Raw genomic sequence first — 20,485 nt, forward strand, 5'->3', positions numbered from 1 at the left:
AAATTGAGTTTTCATTCAACTAACTTACAGAATGATTGTCAGCTTCCAAATTGTTGAGTTTGTTTTTAAAACCTTCATAATTATTCTCTAAATCTTGAGGAAAGACTCCAATATACTCAAATTCAGAAAGGCTATGGAAAAATTTGTTCTTCCTGCTTGTTTTATGATGATAATCTCTAAGAACTTGAGAATTTCTTATATCTTGTAAAGGTTTATACATCCCAAATAACTCGATTAACAAACTCTTATCAGAATGCTCAAATATACCCTCGACATAGAAGTCTGGAATATAATTCTCATCATCTTTTGTATTCTCGAATTTATACTGCTGATTATTTCGACCTATAATATTAATATCTAAATTCAGTGTTTGCTTAGCAAAAGAATAAAAGTCCGCTTCCAGTTGAGAATCAAGTTTAAATCCATCAAATGAAATAATTTGCTTAAAATCTTTAGGGGTTAAATTCCAGTCAGGAAATAGCTCATTAAGCCACTCATAAAAAACTACAGTATTATAATGATAAGAGACTGCTGTAATTAATTGATACTGTCCTAACTCTGAAAGGACTGTGGGGTTGAAAATACTTCTCAGGTCTTTTTTGAAACTTCTTTTTTTAAGAATCCCCTGCTCGAACAAGGAATCCACAAACTTTCTCAACTCATAATTAGCATTGTCTTTAATATTCATATATTTTTTTGGTTTTTGCTTGAAATCAGAATAAGATTTTGTAAGACCATATTTTTCCGAAATATACCAGATTAAAATATCAGTAAAATTATATATTTCTGTTAGTCTTGAGGATTGTTCATTGATTAAATCAGATAAATATTGGTAATCAACTGTTAAGGTGTGTAAACTTTCTTCTTGAACCAATGTTCTATTTAGTTTATTTTTCAAGATATCTTCAATTGTAAAGTTGTACTTACTTACAAGCCAATCTAAAGCATCATACACTTTACCTTTGTTATCAAAGTAATTTGACTCTTTGTGTGTTAGTTCCCATGGCTGGATTTGAAGTTCTGGAAAAGCCATATTTAATATTTCTATGACCTTGTAATACCTCCCTTCTTTATTTTTACTGGGGACTCTAATTTCTAGAAGTTCTTGTTGACTCAAGCATAGTAATTCACTACGCGTACTATATTTTAGTTTTTTAGTTATAGCATATCTCCATATTTTTTTAAAATTCTCCTCTGTGCACAATTTAAGTGGTAGTCTACCTAAATTTTTGCCATTTGGTGTAGTAAATAAGTACTCATACCACTGAATAATGTCAATAGAGTCTACTCCACCTAAACCTAATATTATTCCGAACCTCTCTTTGTAGGTTCTTGTCTGTTCTTTGATTGACATGCAACTTCTGCAAGTCCGAATTGATTTACCTAATTTAAAGAATTCGTTTGTTGTGGGCAATGTATTTTGACATACAACACATTTTGCTTCTATAGCTCTTTCTTTTTTTAGAGGTTCACAATCATGCTCTTTACCCAATCTCAAGATTTGTTGTTCATTTAAATTTGGATATAAACCTAACATCTCATCCATTGTATGCTCAGGATAATCAAGTATAAACTTTTGTTCCAATTCATAAGTCAGTAGGTGAGTAGACTTCCTTACACTTACCTCTAACTCATTAGCTTTTAAAAAGATGCTATTCTTAGTTCTATTAGGAAGCAGTTGCAATAATTCATTTATGGTTTTCTTATTGTCAGACTCTAGAATAATTGTTAGCTCTTCAGTACTCCAATTCCTAGGACTACTTAGTCCTAGCCTCTGTGCTTTTGAGACGATAGTACCCTTTTTCATATGAGGGAACTTACTTAATACCCCCTTAATTCCATTCTTAATGTATAAGAAACTAAATTCTTCTTCTTGTTCAGTTGTCCAAGACAATTGTTTTTTCAATTGCAACTTATTTGCTCTTGATTTAATTGCTAGCTCACTTCGTTTTGGAAGCTTTTGCTTTAAATCTGACATTGAACTATAAGGATACTCACTTATAAGAATGTCGTCCTCTTTTTTAGACCACGCTTTAAAAGTTAAACTATTACTATGTGCTTTTGAAATTATCTGCTGTTTAGTGAACTTATTTTCGAATGCATTTTCAATTTCCTCAATGCTCATACCACAATCAATGAAATGAACTAATTTTTCAAAATCCTCTTCACTCCAAATTTTCGTCTTTGTTAACCCCATTCTATTTGCTTTTAATATCACTGAATTCCTGGTCCTTCCAAGGGTCTTAGCTAGAATATCTATATCAACAGTAAGGTAATTTACTCTTAGATAGTCCTCTTCAAAAACCACCCATCTATCCCCACCCATATATATCCTCCCATTATAATTATTTATATTAATTATATAATACTTTCATCTTTTAATAAAGAAAATAATCCATAAGTTAAAATATTAAAAATAACTTCCAAACCGTGAGGGGGTTTGGGGGTGGTGCGGTAGGTTCGTGAACTGCGTAGTGAAACGTAGCAGTTTGCGAAGTTGGTCCAGCACCCCCAAGTATTTTGCATTCTAAGTGGTAACTAATTATTAAAAAGACATTAAACTTCAGCCCTGCCTCGCAGCCTGCGATGCAGGCTACTCGTCTAAAATTGAAAGCAGGCTTTCAATTTTCTGAATCACGTTATATTTTAATACTTTTATCCTTAAGAGATGCCATTCAAATCCCCTAATAACACAGACAATCAATACAATGTTTAGGCAGAATCTTCGCCTAAATACTCTAGATGCCAATCTGTCGGGTAATTATCCACTTCCGCTTCAACAGGCGCATCTTCATATGAGTCACTAGTTAGATAATCTTCAAGCAACTGTCTCATTCTCTTACTTGGTATATACAATTCTATACGCTTTCTGTCTCTGATTTGACTTCTCCAGACCCATTGGATAAGTTCTGATAATGCCCAAGTCTTCTCGTCAATACTCACTCCATACTGTTCAAAGAACTTTTTATGGATAGGGTTCATATATCTATTTACTAGATAAGCAAGGTGTTTTTTTTCTCTATATTGGTTAGTAGCTCGTTCCGTCATTGATACAAACGCCTTCTTGTAACTCTTTGGAGAGACCTTCTTTTTAATGGTCTCCCTCTCTCCACCTATTACAGTAGTCCACATTGTGGTACTTAAATTGGCTTTACATTGATTCATTAAATAATTGTACACATTTCTTCTTAGTGTGGAGATTTTATCTTTGTTGTTTTGCTTTTCAAGCCAACTCTTCGACAAGGAGAAAGGTTTATCACCAACTTTGTTCAATGGTCCTTGATAAATATTTACCAAGCTGCTCAAGTGCTCCTTATCTTGCCTTTCTCTCCTCACGTAAGGAACCAGCTTGTATCCATCTTGTGTCAGCCTCACCGAAAAATAATTGTATTTAACATCATATAAATCATAATAAGCTTTCTGTAATTGCCCCTTAAAGAAATAGGTCATGATAAAAACATCGTGAAAGGATTTAAATACCTCAATAGGGAAGCGCCACATCAACGCAGATCTGTTCACATATAGTAAGTTTCCTGTCAAAGCTAACTTTTTTATTTTGTTGTACTCTGTATCATAATGCTTCTTTTCGTTGTTCCACTCTACGAATTCTATACCGTTGTCATTTTGTTTAATATCAATCACGCTAGCATTCATTAATAAGTCAATGTCGTCCTTCTTTAATGGTACTTGGTCAATGACGTTCATTACTTCATCTAACAATAGAGTATAGTTATTTATTCTTAACAGTTCTTTCGTTTCTGCATTCGCCATTTGAAAGAGAGAGTGGGTTGCACAAATGTCCTTACCTTCGCCAAGCAATTTGTGTAGGTCATCCATTTTTGTTTCTCCTTTCTTGTTGGCTGGCGAATAAAACTCCCTGTTCCTCACAGCACCTTTTACTCTATCAATTTCAGATAAAAATGGAGTGATGTAAATAAAAGAGTGTGACTCTATACTCATTTCACTCATATACTCAATTGCCCAAGATGTTTTTCCATAACCACACGGTGCATCTACTACATTAATTCTCATTCAGTCTCATCCTTCCTAATTTCAAGCATAAAAATAGCCCCCATTTTTGGGCGCCTCATTTTCTGTAGTGTTTTCCTACAGATCTGTTATACACTTTTGACAATAGGAATAATAATTTCCACGTTATTTGAACAGCAATCTCATAATAAAGTGCCTCTATTCTTAATGTCGTATCGGGCATTTGTAATATTGGGTTTCTTGCTACAAGTATTCAATCGAAACAATTCTCTCTTGAGTGTATTGAAACTGTAAAGGACCCCCCTTCACCAACAAATAGACTACTTCACATTCTGTACTGTAGTCAAAAACCAATTGAGGACAATAATACCAGTAAATGTTATAATTTGTGGAAAAGGGGGATTTTTTGTGGATGATAAAGAAGAGCTTTTTGAAGAAGAAGATGGTCAATTGGCACATGAATCAGAGGAAAATGACGAAACCGAAGAAATCAGCCAAGATGCCTCTTATCTATTAGTTCAAAAAAGAGTTAAGATGCTAATGAAAGAAATTGCTGAGCTAGAAGGCATTAATATTAGCTTCTCAAAAAAAGGTTTAGAGACTATACAAGAATATTTTAAGCTTATCACATCGGTATTTTCATATGAGGTTATAGATGCTCTAGAACGCCAAGGTAGAAAAAGGGTAAATAGAGACATTGTAATAACAAGTGTCAATAAACTATTAAGTAATTCTGATTCAGTAAATACCTCAATAGAAGAGCTTCAGAAAACTATTGATGAATTAACAAAAAGCGCAAGTAGTTCCAACTTAAAAAGAGCTACTGATTTTGTAAACGGAATGACAAATACAGTTACAAGGGAAGATGTTACTGATGAGTAGAGAACAGAAGCTATTTTTCACTAGGCATAGTAACTATACCTTATGGGAAAAGCTAAGTATTTTACCTAACCCAATGTTATATCGTCTTTTCTTGTTCTCAATGGATAAGAGATGGGTAAGTGAAGCCCCCGCAAATGTAGATGCATATGGTTACTATTTGTTCAAGATATCCAGTGAACTTAATGATAATGATTTTGAAGAGTTCCTCGAAAAGGTAGACGAATTCTTTTTTATGATTACTCCACCTAATAAGGACTTTAACGGTCTCCTATATCAATTCACAGGACATTATTATAGTAACGATGAGTTAATTGACAAGCTAGAGCACCTGAAAGAAAATCACCTTGATTTTGATATTGATAATTTATCAATTGAATATTTCTTCCACTCAACCCGTGAGAAGAAAACTGTAGTTGACGTAAGGTTCACTAGTCCTCACAATAATTTTTATAAAGATAATACTAATGATAGTTTATTACATACTGAGGTTAGAGTTTACCCAGAATGTTATATTGCTTTAGTGACAAATTATTCAGATTACACACACACTGCCAAGCAAAAAAGTCAGTTCATTAATTCGGTTTTAAAGTGTACGTTAAGGAACTCGGGCAATTACGAACCAACACCTCTACAGGACCATTCTCTAAGAAGTATTTTGTTAGTTGATAAATCTATCCCTTCGCGATTAACCTTTCAAATCGAAGGACGCCTAACTGTTGGAGTAGATATAATGAACCCTACAGATTTTCGAGAAACCATGGAACAAGACGAAGTACGAGAACTTTATCAAAAATATGACATCTCTCACATAAAGGTAATCTTATCAAAACATTCTAATAAGTCACTAATGATTGATGGTCAAGAAGGTAAAATTGTATCTAGAGTAAAGACACTTGAACCTCATGATATTGACGATTTCATCTATGAATTAACCAAACTTTTACAATTTGATTATTTAACATTAAATTATGAAAAACAAATCCTTGCAAACGCAAGAGATAGATACACTTCAACAGAGGCATTAACAAAACTAACTCTTAAAAAAAGCTATTCCGATGTCAAAGACACTTTAGAGTCAATAGTTCCAGATGACAAGATTATTTTTCTAACACTTATTGAAAATACTTTCTATTATTGTTTAATCAATAATATCAATTTTGAGGGTACTTCAGAATATAGTGGTGAACTTGCATTTAACACATATACAGAGCAATTCTTTGAGAAGATTTTCAATCTCTCTATTACTGAAATTTATACTATCTTAAAAAACATCATTGGTGAGTGTGAGGTTTATTTCGAGAATAGTGTTAGAGATTGTCTTGCAAGTTTGGATACAAAAATAAAAAGTGCAGGAATGATTAAAAGTGATATTGGGGCGTAAATATGAACTATTTACGGAAATTCTCACCACATATAAGGTGCATGCTAGTAAAAAAGTATTTTTTGGCATTGAAAATTTTCTGAAGAACTTCCCAGAACAGGATATGACTTACCTAAATGAGCTAGTGAATGACGGAATATGCTTGAAAAGAACAAACACTATTGAAGTATATCCATATAAGATGATTGAGGTATTCTTAGAGGAGTTAAACTTGCAATTTCATACAAAAGAAATTGGTTATACTGCTCGACTTCAAAACGAATACATTGTATTTGCAAAAGACGATGATGATTCTGAAATTCATTTTTTGATAAATTTCAACCCTCTTAAACCTAATACAGCAGAAAAAACAATTAACTTTTGTAATAGGTTTAATGTGAACTTTTATTTATATTGGTTAGACATAGTTAATGATGCAAACATACTAAGAATGCTTTCTAGTTATCTGAGTAATGAGTTTGAGTCTTTAGCTTATAATCACCTCTATTCTTTCAAATTCTTAGAAAGTCTCCCAGTAGACGTAATTATTGAAATATATAACACAAGCATTAAAGGCTACTTCAGAGATAAAGAACACGTTCAACTGCAAGAACCAGATTTTGAAGATTATCAGCTAGTAAAAAAATTTCTAAGAGTAGATAATTTCGAAGCTTTTAAAGTATTTATTCATAGTAAAGCGCTTCTCATAGTTAGAAGTAACGCTAGTATCTCTTGTTTATCCGTTACAATGAATAAGATTAATTATCCTAAAGACATCATTATTGTCTTAAACACATTGCATGACAAACTTTATCAGAAAGTAAGTGAGTATAGAAAGATAAAAATGATAAGTGAAACTAATGCTCTCAGAGATACTAACAATAGCTTTAAATTAGGTCTAAATATTTTCACACTGCTTCTAACCCCAGCAAATTTAATCATATTCACTATAGATGTAAGTGAATGGTTAAAGATTACCTCTATTGTTCTAACGACAATACTGGTTATATTTATTGTTTATCTAATAATCATCCCCTCTATTAGACCAATTAGATTCAGTTGGAAACTGGATAGATAAAATCACCCCTCTTAAGGGTGATTTTATCCTAAAGCAGTCCTTTTAATGGGTCATGTTCATCTAGCACCTCTTTTAACTCATGCTGAAAGTAGCCGATATACTGCCTTGTAACTTCAATCTTAGAATGTCTTGCTAATAACTGTATCTCTCTCAAATTCGCCTTGTTCAATAATAATCTCTTAATAAAGACATTTCTCATAGCATGTGGTGAAAATGTCCCCTTTATGCCTAATTCTTTCTTCAGGCGTTTAATAAATAGCTGAACACCATTCTTTGTTAGCCGCTCTCCTTCGTTGTTGACAAATACCGCTTCTGGCATATCTTTAAAGCGATTGTCTACATAACTCTTATATACTTTTAATTCTTTCGCAAGAGCCTCTGAAAGGGGGACAGAACCGCTTCTCCTACTCTTACTTTTTTGTATGGTGATTAACCAGTCATTGAAGTCGATGTCATTCCAATCTAGGCTGACTAACTCAGTTACTCTAAGCCCCGTTCCAATAAGCGTAATCATGATAGCATGGTTGCGGATTGAGTAGAGACTGTCCTCTCGCCTCTTCATTCTTCTCAGATGTCTAAGAGCTAATTGTATGTCTTCTTCACGTACAATCTTAGGTGAGTCATCTTCTCTAACTAGCTTGATGTTCTTGCAGATATCCTTTTCTATAATCTCTTCATCTAACATCCAACGCACCCACGCTCTAATAAGCTTAAGCTTACTGTTAAAGGTTTTGGGCTTGTTTCCGTTCTCCTTACAATGAAGCAGATAAGCTTTGATGGTCTGTGATGTTAGGTCTTGTGTATGTTCGATATCATTCTCTTGAAGCCATCTCCCAAAGTGTCTGAACAAGTTCTCATATGACCTGACACTGTTCTCGGTTAACCCTTGAAACCTTTTCTCTGCAATAAGCTCTTTGAAACTCATTTCAATTAACATAAAAAATCCTCCTTACGTATTTGTGTAAGAAGGTCAACTATCTCGATATATGGTCTTGAAATGACTATTGTACAATAAAAGGGCTAAATGCTTACGCAGCAGCATTAGGAGGTCGACCGTGCAGCTCGCTCACTGCCAGTGTAGCGCTCTCCCAGCTGAGCTAATGCCCCGTATTTTGTTATTTCCGACAAAATCTATTATATACGAATCTCCTCTTCCATTTCAAGCCCTTCTTTCTCTATTTTCAAAAAATAATAATCCCCCTCTACTACCGAGGGGGATGACAATCATCAAGCCTTCTATGCCACTTCACGTTTTTGTTGGTTTGAATTCGTTGTCAGCAGCGTTCCGACAATCAATACGATGACAGCAACCGGTACGGCTACGACAACACTATTGACTTCAAACGGTTTTTGTAACAACACTTCCCACGTCAATGTCGCAACGACACCAGCAATCATGGAAGATACTCCTCCGATTGCATTCACGCGTTTCCAGAAGAATACAGCGAGAACAGCTGGTGTCAATCCTGCTCCGTAAACGGTGTAGGCATACATTTGTACACTTAACACAGTTGGGAAGTAGCTGATGATGACAAATGCAAATAATCCTAATCCAACGATGAAGATTCGAGTCATCGTCAGGAGTTTTTTATCTGAAGCTTCCTGGTTCACATATTTACCATACAAGTCGTAGGTCAGGTTCGTAGCTGCTGACAGCAGGTACGAGTTCCCTGTTGTAATGATAAAGGATGCGGCAGCTGCCAGAAGAATACCTCCGACTGCGACAGGCATCGCAACCGTTGTCGCCATCAATGCCATTCCTGGATCGATATCCGGGAATAGTGAACGGGATGCAAAGGCAATGACTGAAATCGATGGTGAGATGAACAGCATCGCGATCAACCATCCCATTTGGGCACGCTTGGCTGATTTGTTCCCTTTAGAGGACGCCAGACGCTGGTACATGTTCTGGTCACCGAGCAGTAAGAACAGAGACGGAAGTAAATAACCAATCATTTGGATGGTTGTCAGACCGCCTGTTGCGCTCATGTGTGATTCTGGTACGTTCGCAACGATCTCACCCCAGCCACCTGCTACGGCAATAATCGTAGGTACTGTAATAATGAGTCCACCGACCATCAAAAAGCCACTGATTGCATCGGTTTGGGATACAGAGCGCAGTCCGCCGATCATCGCAAGGAAAATGATCGGCGGACTGCACGCTCATTCCCGTCGTAAGATTTAATATGAATCCGAAGCCTTTCATCTGATAAGATACAATGCCGACGTAGGCAAGGATGATAATAACACTCGCAATGTTCCGGGATGCTCGTCCGTATTTCGCTTCTAAGATCCCTGATACAGTGAACTTGCCATACTCACGGATTTTAGGAGCTACTACATATAATATAAGTATTCCGACTAACGTTGGGAGCATCATCATCAAGGATGGAAGAATTCCATAGCTGAACGCCATTGACGTTTCCCCACCAGATATACTTCCACTACCTGTCCATGTTGCTAACAATGTACCCATAAGTACGAAGGGGCCCAGACTTTTTCCAGCGAGTACGAAGTCTTCACTACCCGCTACTTTCTTCGACATAAATATTCCGATACCAACCATTATGACTCCATAAATAGCTATGAACCATAACAGCGTTGGATCCTGTGTCAATTCCATGACTTATCCATCATCTCCTAGATTGTTGTAATAGTGATCTTGATGAGTATTCTTATCAACCGGCCGATGTGATAAATCGCTCTCATTTGCGACGCTACCTACCGTAACACAAATTCAAATCTTGTAAAAACCGCATCAAAGCAGGTTTTTCGAAGGAAATGGAATGCCATTTCTCTATAAGTATATTTTTTCCACGACCGCTCATCCCTATCGCTTCACTCGATTCAGAAATTGCGTTTATTTTTAGAACTTTCCGTGAAAAAAAGCGTTCGCAGGGTAAGAATAGTCTGCAAAAATACATCTAAAGTCCTACAAATAAAAAGGGTGGATGCTCCTTATGAAGCATCCACCCTTTCCTTTAAATCATCGTTTTCATACGATTATGAATGATATTGCGTACAAGTTGCTTTCCATCATTTGTTCCGATCGATTCAGGGTGGAACTGAACGCCTTCAATCGGCAGGTCCAGGTGCCGGATTGCCATCACTTCCCCATCGACGGTTGCCGCTGACACTTCAAAGCACTCAGGTAGTCCCTCCAAATCAACAATGAGTGAATGATAGCGCATCGCTTCCATCGGATTGGACACCCCTTCGAAAATGCCTCTTGAATCGTGGAAGACGTTCGACGTTTTGCCGTGCATCAGCTTTTCTGCACGGACTACCTTGCCACCGAACACTTGAGCAATTGCCTGGTGCCCAAGGCAGACTCCGAAGATCGGCTTCCGCTCCTTGAATTGTTCAATGACGCGCAGCGTATCTCCTGTCTCATCCGGGGAACATGGTCCTGGTGAAAGGAAGATCAAATCAGGATCCAACTCCTCAAGCTCCTCAAAATCGATCCCATCATTTCTTCTGACAATCACTTCTTCTCCCAACTCGCCAAGGTATTGAACAAGATTGTACGTGAAACTATCGTAATGATCGATCATATAAATCAACTCGGCTCAGCTCCTCTCTTCTCCTTACCCCTTGATCAGTTTTTCAATTTCCTGTGAAAAGTCCTGAAGGGCCTCTTCTCTTCTCCCTTGCTCTACTTTCTCTATTCCTGCTTCAATGACACGAATGATTTTACTCCCGATGATTACGCCGTCTGCGTACTCATTCACAAGCTTCACGTGTTCATAGTTCGAAATTCCGAATCCAACGGCGACCGGCACCGAACTGTGCTCTCTCACCCGCTCGATAAAGTCAAACGCCTCTTTGCTCATCTCGTTCCGTTCTCCCGTAACACCGAGAGTAGAGACACAATAGAGAAAGCCTTTAGCATTCTCCGCAATCTGTTTGATTCGCTGATCCGAGTTCGGAGCGACTAATGAAATGAACTCGATCGACTTCTCTTCAGCGAGCGTACGAACCTCTTCGCTTTCCTCAAACGGCAAGTCTGGGATTAGTACACCTTCCACGCCATTCTCCTCCAACAGCTCAAAGAAATCTTCATGTCCAACTTGTAACACGGGATTGTAATAGGTGAAAATAACAACCGGAATCTCCAGACCGTGCTTGCGCAGTTCCGGGACAAGACGGATGGCTTTTCTCAAGCTCATGCCCGCATTCAGAGCTCGCTTGGCAGCCCGTTGAATCGTAGGACCGTCTGCAAGTGGATCCGAATACGGCACGCCGAGCTCCAAGATATCGGCCCCCTGTTCCTGTAGTCTTAACGCGTATTCAATCGTCAGTTCAGGGCTCGGATCTCCTGCTACGACGAATGGAATGAACAAATTTTCCGTTTTTGTTAATTTTCCTTGAAATGCGGTCTTAGTGAGCATGGTCGACCTCCTCTTTGAAGTGATCCATCAGAGTCGCCATATCTTTGTCCCCTCGACCCGATACGTTTATCAAAATCGTTTGAGCCTCTGACATGCTTCCGGCTTCTTTAAAGGCCTGCGCTAAAGCATGGGCCGTTTCGATCGCAGGGATGATGCCCTCTGTTTCCGTTAACAGCTTCAGGGCGTCCAGTGCTTCCTGATCGGTAATCGCTTCATAGCGGACGCGCTTGGACTTGAAAAGGTGCGCGTGTTCCGGTCCGATACCGGGATAGTCTAGACCCGCAGAGATGGAATAAGGTTCTGTAATCTGCCCGTTCTCATCCTGCATCAAATACGTCAGGGATCCATGAATGACGCCTGGTGTCCCTTTCGTCAGTGTAGCCGCGTGCTCAGGTGTATCGGTACCTTTTCCTGCCGCTTCTACTCCGACGAGCTCCACGTCATCCTCAAGAAATGGGTAGAACATTCCCATCGCGTTACTTCCACCACCGACGCACGCATAGATCCGGTCAGGTAAGACGGGTTCGACCGCTTGGAACTGTTCGCGGGATTCATCTCCGATCACACGCTGGAAGTTACGGACCATACGTGGATAGGGATGAGGGCCGACAACGGACCCGATCAAATAGAAGTGATCTTCACAGTTGGCCACCCAATAGCGAATCGCTTCGTTCGTTGCATCCTTAAGCGTCCCGTTCCCGCTCGATACGGAGATGACCTCTGCTCCGAGAAGCTTCATACGGAAGACGTTCAATTCCTGGCGGCGTATGTCCTCCTCGCCCATAAACACTTTACATTCGAGGCCGAATTTAGCCGCAACGGTCGCCGAAGCTACACCGTGCTGTCCAGCACCTGTTTCAGCAATGATCTTCTTTTTCCCCATACGCTTCGCCAACAGCGCTTGACCGATGGCATTGTTCAGTTTGTGGGCTCCGGTATGGTTCAAGTCTTCCCGCTTCAAATAAATCTTCGCTCCACCAAGTTCCTTCGTGATCTTATCACCGTACGTAAGCGCCGTTGGGCGTCCTGCGTATTCCTGAAGGACGTGATGATATTCATCTAAGAACGCTTCATCGTTCATGGCTTCATCTAAGGCATCCTCGAGCTCTTGAAGTGGTCCCATCAGCGTTTCTGGGACATACTTTCCACCAAAATCTCCGAACCTTCCTCTTACATCAGGAAATACTTGTAACATTGCGTTCGACCTCCTTCATGATTCTTTGAATCTTACCAATATCCTTTTGTTCATTCGTTTCACTGCCGCTTGATAAATCAATGCCGTCTGGTTCGAATTCGAGCAACTCCCCGACGTTATCCGGGTTCACGCCTCCTGCAATGAGGAAAGGAACGCCTTGATCAGCCGCCATCGTCTTGTACCCGGGAATCGCCTCCCAGTCAAACCGGACTCCTGTTCCACCGTGGGCACCTTTCACTCTTGAGTCGATGACATAGCCATCGGCGACGCCCTGGAAGATCTCCATCTGCTTCTCCCCGTCCTGTTGATGATGGATGACTTTCCATACCGGCAGCCCTGTCGCTTCTTTTACACTCAGCAGCGTGCCGACCGTTTCACTCCCATGAAGCTGAATGACATCCAGCGGTACGAAGCGGAGTACTTCATCAATCTCTGAAATGGTCGGATCAACGAACACACCAACCAATTTCTGTCCCGGTCTCACTTCTTTCAACCAACGACCGACTTGTTCGGGTCTGACATATCTCTTCGTTCGCTTCACAAAAATGAAACCGAGATGGGTTGCTTTCGAGGACGATGTTTTGGAAAGGTCTGATAGAGATCGATTTCCGCATAATTTCACGATCGGTTCCTTCATTTGACGTTCACTCCCCTCATCAATTGCTGAACAGCTTGTTCGACGTTCTGCTGACGCATCAGCGATTCTCCGACTAGTACACCTTTAGCACCATACCCCGCTACCTTCTCCACGTCTTCATTCGTAAAAATGCCGCTTTCCGATACGAGCAGGGACTCCTTCGGCGCAAGCGAAGCCATACGCTCTGTTTGAGAGAGCTTCGTTTCGAATGTATGCAGGTTTCGGTTGTTGATCCCGAGGATTTTAGGTGTGAACTGAGCGAGCACCTTTTCCAATGTTTCTTCGCCGTGCACTTCGACAAGTACTTCCAGCCCCAGTTCATAAGCTTTTTCGTACAAGTCATGCAGCTTCTCTGGTTCAAGGGCTTCGCCAATCAGCAAGATGGCGTCCGCTCCGATCAAAGCACTCTCGACCACCTGTGCCTCATCAATAATGAAGTCTTTACGCAATACAGGCACATTCACTACCTTTTTGATATCTGTCAGGAAATCACGATGCCCCTGGAAAAACTGATGGTCCGTGAGTACAGAAATCGCCTGTGTGCCTCCTTTCTCATAATCGCGCGCAATCTTGACCGGGTTGAAATCTTCCCGGATGATCCCTTTCGATGGAGAAGCTTTCTTCACTTCTGCAATCAATCCCGCCGAAAAAGGGGATTCATCGAGCGCTTTGTATAAAGAAACCCTCGGAACATCCTGTTCTTCCGGAAGGTAAAGTTTTTTCAGTTCTTCTTCTTTCACAGCTAAAATCGTATCAAGCATACTGACGTCTCTCCTTTTCAACTACAATCGAATCTAAATAGCGTTTCACTGTGCCGTCCATAATCTTCTGCTGCACGGAGTTTACGCCTTCCTGTAAATCCTGTACCTTTCCGGCTACATAAAGACCTGCAGCAGCGTTCAGGGTTACAATCGTCATCGCACTTTCATTCGCGGTACCGTTCATGACCTGCGAAATGATGCTTGCACTCTCTTCTTTCGTTTCGATTTGAATGTCTTCAAGTTTCCCACGCTTCAAGCCGAACTGTTCCGGTGAAATGGTGAACCTGGAGATCGTTCCGTCTTTCAACTCGACAATGTCTGTTTCGCCTGTAATCGTAATCTCATCCATTCCGTCGCTTCCTGTTGCGAGCAGGACGTGCTTGGACCCTAACTGATCCAACGCTTCTGCCATCTTCTCACCGTGAGCCGTATCGTAAATGCCGATCAGCTGACGCTTCGCATTGGCTGGGTTGGACATAGGTCCGAGCAGGTTGAACACGGTACGAAAACCGAGCTCCTGCCGAGCTGGACCTGCGTGCTTCATCGCCTGATGGTACAGAGGAGCGAACATGAAGGTCATCCCCTTTTCATTTAACGCTCTCGCTCCTTCTTCTGGTGTCGTGTCGATCGGGATTCCGAGCGCTTCCAGTACGTCGGCACTTCCGCTCGTGGACGAAACTTTCCGGTTGCCATGCTTAGCTACCTTCACGCCCATGGCAGCAAGTACGATGGAAACCGCAGTCGAGACGTTGAACGTCGAAACGCCATCTCCGCCTGTTCCACATGTATCTACGACGCCGTCATCTTCAATAGGAAGCTTTGTCATATTCTCACGCATGGCACGCACAAACCCGGCCATCTCGTCTACGGTTTCCCCGCGGTGTCTCAGGACGCTCAAGAAGCTCATCAGCTGGCCTTGACTGACCTCGCCATTCATAATGGCATTCATCACTTGAAAAGCCTCTGCTTCGTTCAACGATTCTCCTGCTACCACTCGACTTAACACTTGTTTCATTTCGTCTCCACTCCTTCTCGTCTCGTCTCAAAAATCTGCTCAGCTAGTTCGATCGTCTGCTTTAAGGCACTCGCCTTATTCAATGTTTCCTCATACTCCGCTTCTGGGTCCGAGTCCGCCACGACGCCTGCTCCCGCTTGAATGTAGACATCCTCATCAAGCTTTGTCATCGTGCGGATCGTAATGCAGGAATCGATGTTTCCATCAAAACCTAAGTATAGTATCCCGCCTCCATATAGGTTCCGTGCCGTCGGTTCGAGTTCTCTCAAGATCTGCATCGCCCGTACTTTAGGTGCACCGGATAATGTACCTGCCGGGAAGGCGGAAATCATCGCGTCAATGGGTGAGATATTTTCACGAAGCCTGCCGGTCACCTTGCTGATGATGTGCATGACCTTCGAGAACCTTCCGATCGTCATATATTCAGGAACTGCTACACTCCCGAACTCACTGACTCGGCCGATATCATTCCGGGCTAAATCCACCAGCATACGGTGCTCCGCTTTTTCTTTTTCATCAGATAGAAGTTCCTCAGCGAGGGCATTGTCCTCCTCTTCAGTTACTCCACGTTTCCTTGTGCCGGCAATGGGGTGGATCTCCAGTCGGTTGTCCTGGACCTCCAACAGCCGCTCAGGAGAGCTACCGATGACTTCGAGTTGGCCGAACGTCAGATAGAACATGTACGGGGATGGATTCACATTCCGCAGAACCCGGTATAGTTCAAAGCCCGTTCGTTTCGTTTTCGTATGGAACCGTTGTGAGAGGACGGTTTGGAAGACATCTCCGGACCGGATATACTCCTTGATCCTCTCTACATCCTCCTTGAACTTCTCCCGCTCGTAATTGCTTGTGAATGTGACCGCCTGATCGACAGGTTGATCGTCTGTAAGCATGAGATCAGGAAGCGGCGAATGGGAACGAAAACGACTTTCCACATGCTTCACACGGTCCTTGGACTCACGGTAGGCCGATTCGGTATCTCCTTGAACTCTTGCATAATCGATAATCGTCGTCTCTTTCGTTTTGTGATGGAAAACAATCAGAGTCTGGCAAAACAGTAAATGATAGTTTGCGAGATCCATCGGGTCGCTTTCGGGTCTCGGAACGGGTTCGAAATCTGAAATGGCATCATAGCTGATATAGCCGACCCCGCCTCCTTTAAACGGTAAAGGAAGGTCGGGCTGTTTCACATTCAGCTGTTCCACAACCGATTCGAATGCCTGCCTGAAAGAAGGGGACGAACGGTCTGTCTCTTCCTGAAAGTCGTGGATGACAAAAGAAGATTCCGCTTCCTTGATCTCAAGCATCGGGTTCAATCCTATGAAGGAATAATTGGACCAAGGAGACTCAGGGTCCTGACTTTCAAGCATATAGACGGCTTCATCCTTTAAAGCATGAAACATATGAATCGGCGTCAATGTATCGGTATAAAAAGATTTGATAAAAGGGATGGTTTGATGCTCAAGGGCATCTTTCTTAAAGGTTTCAAATGTGGTCATGTGCTCACCTCTCCATTGTGTTATGGAGAATGAGGCGCCAGAGGGTATAAAAGGTGTGGATGATACGGTTAATACGGCCAGGCGATGAAGATACACGTATCCCCTCCCTGTGCTCACTCAGCTGAACTCATCCTCGTTACTACCTCAACTCTTCTCTGCTCATTCTCATCTCTACTCAACTAAAATACTTTCTAACAGTCTATAAAATTCAGACAATAATGTCAACAGCCATCCAAAATGTAGTAAATAGTTGTTTGTTGCCCCGCAAAACTATATTCTTTTGTTAAGTGATTCAAATTTCTTAACAAAGGAGATTCAAAACCATGAAACCGACTGCATTAATTACAGGAGCTTCAGGAGGAATCGGCTATGAACTGGCCCACCTTTTTGCCAAAGCAGGCTACAACTTAATTATCGTGGCAAGATCGGAACAAAAATTGATGGACCTTCAGGAAGAACTTAAGGGCCAAACGGTAACCGTCATCCCTCAAGACCTTTCTACGCCGGGGTCTGCTGAAGTCCTTTATCAAAAAGTGAAAGAATTGGATTTAACAGTCGAGGTACTCGTGAATAATGCCGGATTCGGACTGAACGGAAACTTCGGGGAGCTGCCGCTGCTCGACCAACAGAAAATGCTTCAAGTCAACGTCAATACCCTCACAGAGCTTACTCACTTATTCTTAGACGATATTCAAGCCGCTCCATTATATGATATTCCAAAAGGGGTATTGAATATCGCGAGCACGGCTGCTTTCCAGCCCGGTCCGAAGATGGCCGTCTATTACGCATCAAAAGCGTATGTCCTATCCTTTACGGAGGCCCTTGTCGAAGAATACAAAGGCACAGGTATAACATTCTCCACTCTATGTCCTGGCGCAACAGATACCAACTTCTTCAAAACAGCAAACGCTGAGCATACCAAACTTGTGAACACGACAATGGCTCCTGAAACAGTTGCCAAAGCAGGATTCCTTGGTTTCGTAAAAGGGAAGCGTGTCATCATCCCGGGGTCTGCGAATCAATCCATCGCCTATGCAGCCAAGTTCATGCCGCGCTCCGTGTCTGCTAAACTGGCTCACTACATCGACCAATAGGAAATGAACGAACTCAAACCCTCTATATGGAACATCTTACTTGAATCGGGAAATATAGAGCTTATAAGCTTCCTTAACGCCCTTTTTAAAATTTAGGCTTTCCCAAGTTCTGATAAGAAGGATTTTCTTTCTATTGAGAGAATATATAATATTACAGACGCTCATGGAATTATTTACCTTAAGAACTTTCAGAAAGAGGGAAGATAACTTGGACGCCTACGATGAGATTTTTTACGAACTGTTGTTGGAATTCGAGTACAAACTCCAAAGACCTTTAGAGGGACGAGAGAAAGAATTGCTAGAGTTTATGGCGCAATGCCACATTGACGACCAACAAGCCTCGGAAAGCCCATAAAAGAAACCCGAAGCTTATGTAAGCCTCGGGTTTCATTCTTATAATTCTTCTGCTGCTTTTCGGTACCCATAAAAAGCCCGGTAGCCATTATTTTCGTAATAGCCCTGGGATTCCTGTGTCGCCAGCATCTCCACTCGCGTACTTGGATAGCATTCGTGTGCTACATTGACCAGACGTTCCGCGATGCCGTTTTTACGGTATTCTTTTTTTACTAGAAGCTCGCATACATAGAGGGTTGTGGTACTGTCTGTAAGCCCTCGGAGATATCCAATGATTTCGTTACCATCCATGGCAATTAAAGCTGGCTCTGAGTTCAACCATGAACAGAGCGTTTCATCGTGTTTCTCGACTAAATTGGTCCATCCCTCTTCTTTGTTTAACTGCTGAACGGTTTGAAAATCATTTTCCTGAAATGAACGTACTTGAATGGCTTCCATGCTTGTACCTTCCTTCTTGTTGATTTTCCCTCAATCATTTCACCGGTCGTATTTTTCTCTCGTCTCTATAGATTAATACGATTGTAACAGATTTTCGTTTCACTTTTTATTAAATTCTCAAAAAATTTTTCACACCGATCAAAACTTTGCTAAACTATGGTGAGGATAGTAGCAAGGGGTGAAAAATAATGAAGAAAATGCTCGTATTTTTGGGTTTCCTGCTCCTGATCGGTTGTTCCTCACAGGACCTCGGAGTCAATGATCTAAAAGAATCGTATCCTGATTCATTCGCCACAGGCGTTGAATCACTCTCAGAAGAGCAGCAGTCAAAGCTCGGCCTTCCGAATGATGTACCTTTCACGGTTTCTAATGTTGCAGCTGAAACGGAAGGAAACGAAACCATGGTGGAATACCAATCTGACGGATCTGACCGTCTCGTTGTGACAACGATCTATGAGCCGGGGAATATTCTACAGGACTTAGAGAATCAGCTGAACTTGAATTCGGGTTCCGTCGCCGGAGCTGAGGATCGTGGGGACTCTTATTACATCGAATGGTACAACGGTGATGAAGACACCATCTACCAGGTTGAATACTTCAGTGATTCAGAAGAACGACCACAACAAACACTCAGCATCGCAAACTCCATCTAATACAAAGAAAAGACAGGCTGCCATCAGCCTGTCTTTTTTCATCTCGAAACTCATGAACCTTCATTTCGTCCATTGCTCTGTAACCGAAGCGTCTATGCTGCGGACATGCAGGTCACGTTGTGGAAACGGAATCTCGACATTATGCTTCCGAAAGATTTCATCAATCCTAAAATTCATCGCGCTTCGCAGTTTGATGACAAGTGTAGGGTCCGAAATCCAAACGAAAAGCTCAAAGTTCAGGGAGGAATCCCCAAACTCCTTGAAGTTCACAAACGGCTCCGGCAGCCCCCTTACTGATGGCGAGACCTCTGCCTCATCCTTCGCGACTTGAAGCAGTAACTCCCTCACCAGCTGAACGTCACTTCCGTAAGCCACGCCGACCGGAATGACGAGTCTCATGACTTTATCGCTGTAAGAACGGTTGATCACCTGCTCCTCGAGAAAATAGGAGTTCGGTACAATAATATGTTCATTATCCAATGTCTTGATAATCGTAGCCCTCATGTTGATTCTCTCGACATCGCCGATAATATCGTCGACGATGACACGGTCCCCTACTTTGATCGGTCTTTCAAAAAGCAGGATGATGCCGGAGATGAAATTGGAGGCGATATTCTGCATACCGAAACCGATTCCGACACCGACGACACCCGCAAAGACAGTGAGCGCACTCAGTTCAAAGCCGACTGTCGATAAGCTGACCACAATCGCCAGTACCATCACAACGTAATGAAAGGCTTTATCAAAGGTGAACTGTACTCCTCTGTCTAACTCGTACCTTTTGTAGATTCCCGGAAAGATATAGCGTCGTACAAGACTGGAAACACGACTCGTCAGTAGGATGATTAGAACAGCAATCAGAATCAGAAAGACTGAAACAGGTTCAGAGCCTACCGAGAAAAGGGACTGGAACATCCAATCCGACGTTCTGAAGTAAAACAACACATATACAAGCGTTCCGTAGATCATCAGCCAATTGGCGATGCTTTTCCCGATATGGTAAACCTTCATTCGATCAGGGTCCTTGTTCGACCATCTCTTCAAGGATGCCACAAGCATCCATCTTACAAAAATAATGCCAATCAAAACAATGCCGAACACAATCAGAGAATCCTCTGGAACGTACACATTCATCCCC

The 20,485-nt window shown here is 41.6% G+C and carries 19 protein-coding genes; 5 read left to right on the forward strand and 14 right to left on the reverse strand.

Annotated features, from left to right (window positions below; genetic code table 11):
* Nucleotides 1-19 precede the first annotated feature (19 nt).
* Nucleotides 20-2,326, reverse strand: coding sequence for a hypothetical protein (locus tag LCM20_RS14715; RefSeq protein ID WP_225196243.1), 2,307 nt, complete (start codon nucleotides 2,324-2,326; stop codon nucleotides 20-22).
* A 386-nt stretch (nucleotides 2,327-2,712) separates the two neighbouring features.
* Nucleotides 2,713-4,032 (reverse strand): hypothetical protein, encoded by a 1,320-nt coding sequence (locus LCM20_RS14720; RefSeq protein ID WP_225196244.1) that lies wholly within the window; start codon nucleotides 4,030-4,032, stop codon nucleotides 2,713-2,715.
* A gap of 366 nt (nucleotides 4,033-4,398) precedes the next feature.
* Here LCM20_RS14720 and LCM20_RS14725 point away from each other — a divergent pair, with 366 nt between their 5' ends.
* Genes LCM20_RS14725 through LCM20_RS14735 form a run of 3 tightly spaced genes read left to right on the forward strand, consistent with a single transcriptional unit; the run spans nucleotide 4,399 to nucleotide 7,310 of the window.
* Nucleotides 4,399-4,872, forward strand: a complete 474-nt coding sequence (locus LCM20_RS14725) for a hypothetical protein (protein ID WP_225196245.1) — start codon at nucleotides 4,399-4,401, stop codon at nucleotides 4,870-4,872.
* Entirely contained in the window at nucleotides 4,865-6,253 is a 1,389-nt protein-coding gene (locus tag LCM20_RS14730; RefSeq protein WP_225196246.1) for a hypothetical protein, read from the forward strand. Before LCM20_RS14725 ends, LCM20_RS14730 begins: the two co-directional genes overlap by 8 nt.
* A complete protein-coding gene (locus LCM20_RS14735) occupies nucleotides 6,243-7,310 on the forward strand; it encodes a hypothetical protein (protein ID WP_225196247.1) in 1,068 nt (355 codons plus the stop codon). Before LCM20_RS14730 ends, LCM20_RS14735 begins: the two co-directional genes overlap by 11 nt.
* A gap of 28 nt (nucleotides 7,311-7,338) precedes the next feature.
* On the opposite strand, the gene LCM20_RS14740 is transcribed toward LCM20_RS14735, so the two are convergent.
* The 10 genes from LCM20_RS14740 to trpE form a co-directional block, all read right to left on the reverse strand.
* A complete protein-coding gene (locus LCM20_RS14740; RefSeq protein WP_225196248.1) occupies nucleotides 7,339-8,247 on the reverse strand; it encodes a tyrosine-type recombinase/integrase in 909 nt (302 codons plus the stop codon).
* 299 nt (nucleotides 8,248-8,546) lie between these two features.
* On the reverse strand, nucleotides 8,547-9,443 hold the full coding sequence (locus tag LCM20_RS20205; RefSeq protein WP_318247317.1) for a sodium:solute symporter family protein: 897 nt from the start codon (nucleotides 9,441-9,443) through the stop codon (nucleotides 8,547-8,549).
* On the reverse strand, nucleotides 9,328-9,933 hold the full coding sequence (locus tag LCM20_RS20210) for a sodium:solute symporter family transporter (RefSeq protein ID WP_318247318.1): 606 nt from the start codon (nucleotides 9,931-9,933) through the stop codon (nucleotides 9,328-9,330). The genes LCM20_RS20205 and LCM20_RS20210 overlap by 116 nt, the downstream gene beginning before the upstream one ends.
* Before the next feature lie 358 nt (nucleotides 9,934-10,291).
* Entirely contained in the window at nucleotides 10,292-10,873 is a 582-nt protein-coding gene (locus tag LCM20_RS14750) for an anthranilate synthase component II (RefSeq protein WP_225196249.1), read from the reverse strand.
* Between the two features lie 24 nt (nucleotides 10,874-10,897).
* Nucleotides 10,898-11,701 carry a tryptophan synthase subunit alpha gene (gene trpA / locus LCM20_RS14755; protein ID WP_225196250.1) on the reverse strand — a complete coding sequence of 268 codons (804 nt, stop codon included), beginning with the start codon at nucleotides 11,699-11,701 and terminating at the stop codon, nucleotides 10,898-10,900.
* Complete coding sequence (gene trpB, locus LCM20_RS14760; protein WP_225196251.1) at nucleotides 11,691-12,896, reverse strand: tryptophan synthase subunit beta; 1,206 nt, start codon at nucleotides 12,894-12,896, stop codon at nucleotides 11,691-11,693. Before trpB ends, trpA begins: the two co-directional genes overlap by 11 nt.
* A complete protein-coding gene (locus LCM20_RS14765; protein WP_225196252.1) occupies nucleotides 12,877-13,533 on the reverse strand; it encodes a phosphoribosylanthranilate isomerase in 657 nt (218 codons plus the stop codon). The genes trpB and LCM20_RS14765 overlap by 20 nt, the downstream gene beginning before the upstream one ends.
* Entirely contained in the window at nucleotides 13,530-14,294 is a 765-nt protein-coding gene (gene trpC / locus LCM20_RS14770) for an indole-3-glycerol phosphate synthase TrpC (protein ID WP_225196253.1), read from the reverse strand. Before trpC ends, LCM20_RS14765 begins: the two co-directional genes overlap by 4 nt.
* Entirely contained in the window at nucleotides 14,287-15,309 is a 1,023-nt protein-coding gene (gene trpD / locus LCM20_RS14775; RefSeq protein WP_225196254.1) for an anthranilate phosphoribosyltransferase, read from the reverse strand. Before trpD ends, trpC begins: the two co-directional genes overlap by 8 nt.
* Nucleotides 15,306-16,808 (reverse strand): anthranilate synthase component I, encoded by a 1,503-nt coding sequence (gene trpE / locus LCM20_RS14780; protein ID WP_225196255.1) that lies wholly within the window; start codon nucleotides 16,806-16,808, stop codon nucleotides 15,306-15,308. Before trpE ends, trpD begins: the two co-directional genes overlap by 4 nt.
* Nucleotides 16,809-17,131: 323 nt before the next feature.
* Between trpE and LCM20_RS14785 the strand changes: the two genes are divergently transcribed.
* The gene (locus tag LCM20_RS14785; RefSeq protein ID WP_225196256.1) at nucleotides 17,132-17,902 is read left to right on the forward strand and encodes an SDR family NAD(P)-dependent oxidoreductase; all 771 of its coding nucleotides are present in this window, start codon (nucleotides 17,132-17,134) and stop codon (nucleotides 17,900-17,902) included.
* Nucleotides 17,903-18,295: 393 nt separating this feature from the next.
* Here the strand turns inward: LCM20_RS14785 and LCM20_RS14790 are convergent, their stop codons facing one another.
* Nucleotides 18,296-18,694: a GNAT family N-acetyltransferase gene (locus LCM20_RS14790; protein WP_225196257.1), complete on the reverse strand. Its 399-nt coding sequence runs from the start codon at nucleotides 18,692-18,694 to the stop codon at nucleotides 18,296-18,298.
* A gap of 197 nt (nucleotides 18,695-18,891) precedes the next feature.
* Here LCM20_RS14790 and LCM20_RS14795 point away from each other — a divergent pair, with 197 nt between their 5' ends.
* Entirely contained in the window at nucleotides 18,892-19,347 is a 456-nt protein-coding gene (locus LCM20_RS14795; protein ID WP_225196258.1) for a hypothetical protein, read from the forward strand.
* 60 nt (nucleotides 19,348-19,407) lie between these two features.
* Here the strand turns inward: LCM20_RS14795 and LCM20_RS14800 are convergent, their stop codons facing one another.
* Nucleotides 19,408-20,481, reverse strand: coding sequence for a mechanosensitive ion channel domain-containing protein (locus LCM20_RS14800; RefSeq protein WP_225196259.1), 1,074 nt, complete (start codon nucleotides 20,479-20,481; stop codon nucleotides 19,408-19,410).
* Nucleotides 20,482-20,485: the final 4 nt, after the last annotated feature.

The sequence above is a fragment of the Halobacillus litoralis genome, from assembly GCF_020171725.1.
Classification (GTDB): Bacteria; Bacillota; Bacilli; order Bacillales; family Halobacillaceae; genus Halobacillus; species Halobacillus litoralis_F.

Bases quoted from the DNA above. Each gene is read 5' to 3' on its own strand.
- LCM20_RS14765 (WP_225196252.1), bottom strand. From the start codon at position 13,533: ATGAAGGAACCGATCGTGAAATTATGCGGAAATCGATCTCTATCAGAC.
- LCM20_RS20210 (WP_318247318.1), bottom strand. From the start codon at position 9,933: ATGGAATTGACACAGGATCCAACGCTGTTATGGTTCATAGCTATTTAT.
- LCM20_RS14795 (WP_225196258.1), top strand. From the start codon at position 18,892: ATGCTCGTATTTTTGGGTTTCCTGCTCCTGATCGGTTGTTCCTCACAG.
- trpD (WP_225196254.1), bottom strand. From the start codon at position 15,309: ATGAAACAAGTGTTAAGTCGAGTGGTAGCAGGAGAATCGTTGAACGAA.
- LCM20_RS14715 (WP_225196243.1), bottom strand. From the start codon at position 2,326: ATGGGTGGGGATAGATGGGTGGTTTTTGAAGAGGACTATCTAAGAGTA.
- LCM20_RS14800 (WP_225196259.1), bottom strand. From the start codon at position 20,481: ATGAATGTGTACGTTCCAGAGGATTCTCTGATTGTGTTCGGCATTGTT.
- trpB (WP_225196251.1), bottom strand. From the start codon at position 12,896: ATGTTACAAGTATTTCCTGATGTAAGAGGAAGGTTCGGAGATTTTGGT.
- LCM20_RS14720 (WP_225196244.1), bottom strand. From the start codon at position 4,032: ATGAGAATTAATGTAGTAGATGCACCGTGTGGTTATGGAAAAACATCT.
- LCM20_RS14785 (WP_225196256.1), top strand. From the start codon at position 17,132: ATGAAACCGACTGCATTAATTACAGGAGCTTCAGGAGGAATCGGCTAT.
- LCM20_RS20205 (WP_318247317.1), bottom strand. From the start codon at position 9,443: ATGATCGGCGGACTGCGCTCTGTATCCCAAACCGATGCAATCAGTGGC.
- trpA (WP_225196250.1), bottom strand. From the start codon at position 11,701: ATGCTCACTAAGACCGCATTTCAAGGAAAATTAACAAAAACGGAAAAT.
- trpC (WP_225196253.1), bottom strand. From the start codon at position 14,294: ATGCTTGATACGATTTTAGCTGTGAAAGAAGAAGAACTGAAAAAACTT.
- LCM20_RS14730 (WP_225196246.1), top strand. From the start codon at position 4,865: ATGAGTAGAGAACAGAAGCTATTTTTCACTAGGCATAGTAACTATACC.
- LCM20_RS14790 (WP_225196257.1), bottom strand. From the start codon at position 18,694: ATGGAAGCCATTCAAGTACGTTCATTTCAGGAAAATGATTTTCAAACC.
- trpE (WP_225196255.1), bottom strand. From the start codon at position 16,808: ATGACCACATTTGAAACCTTTAAGAAAGATGCCCTTGAGCATCAAACC.
- LCM20_RS14740 (WP_225196248.1), bottom strand. From the start codon at position 8,247: ATGTTAATTGAAATGAGTTTCAAAGAGCTTATTGCAGAGAAAAGGTTT.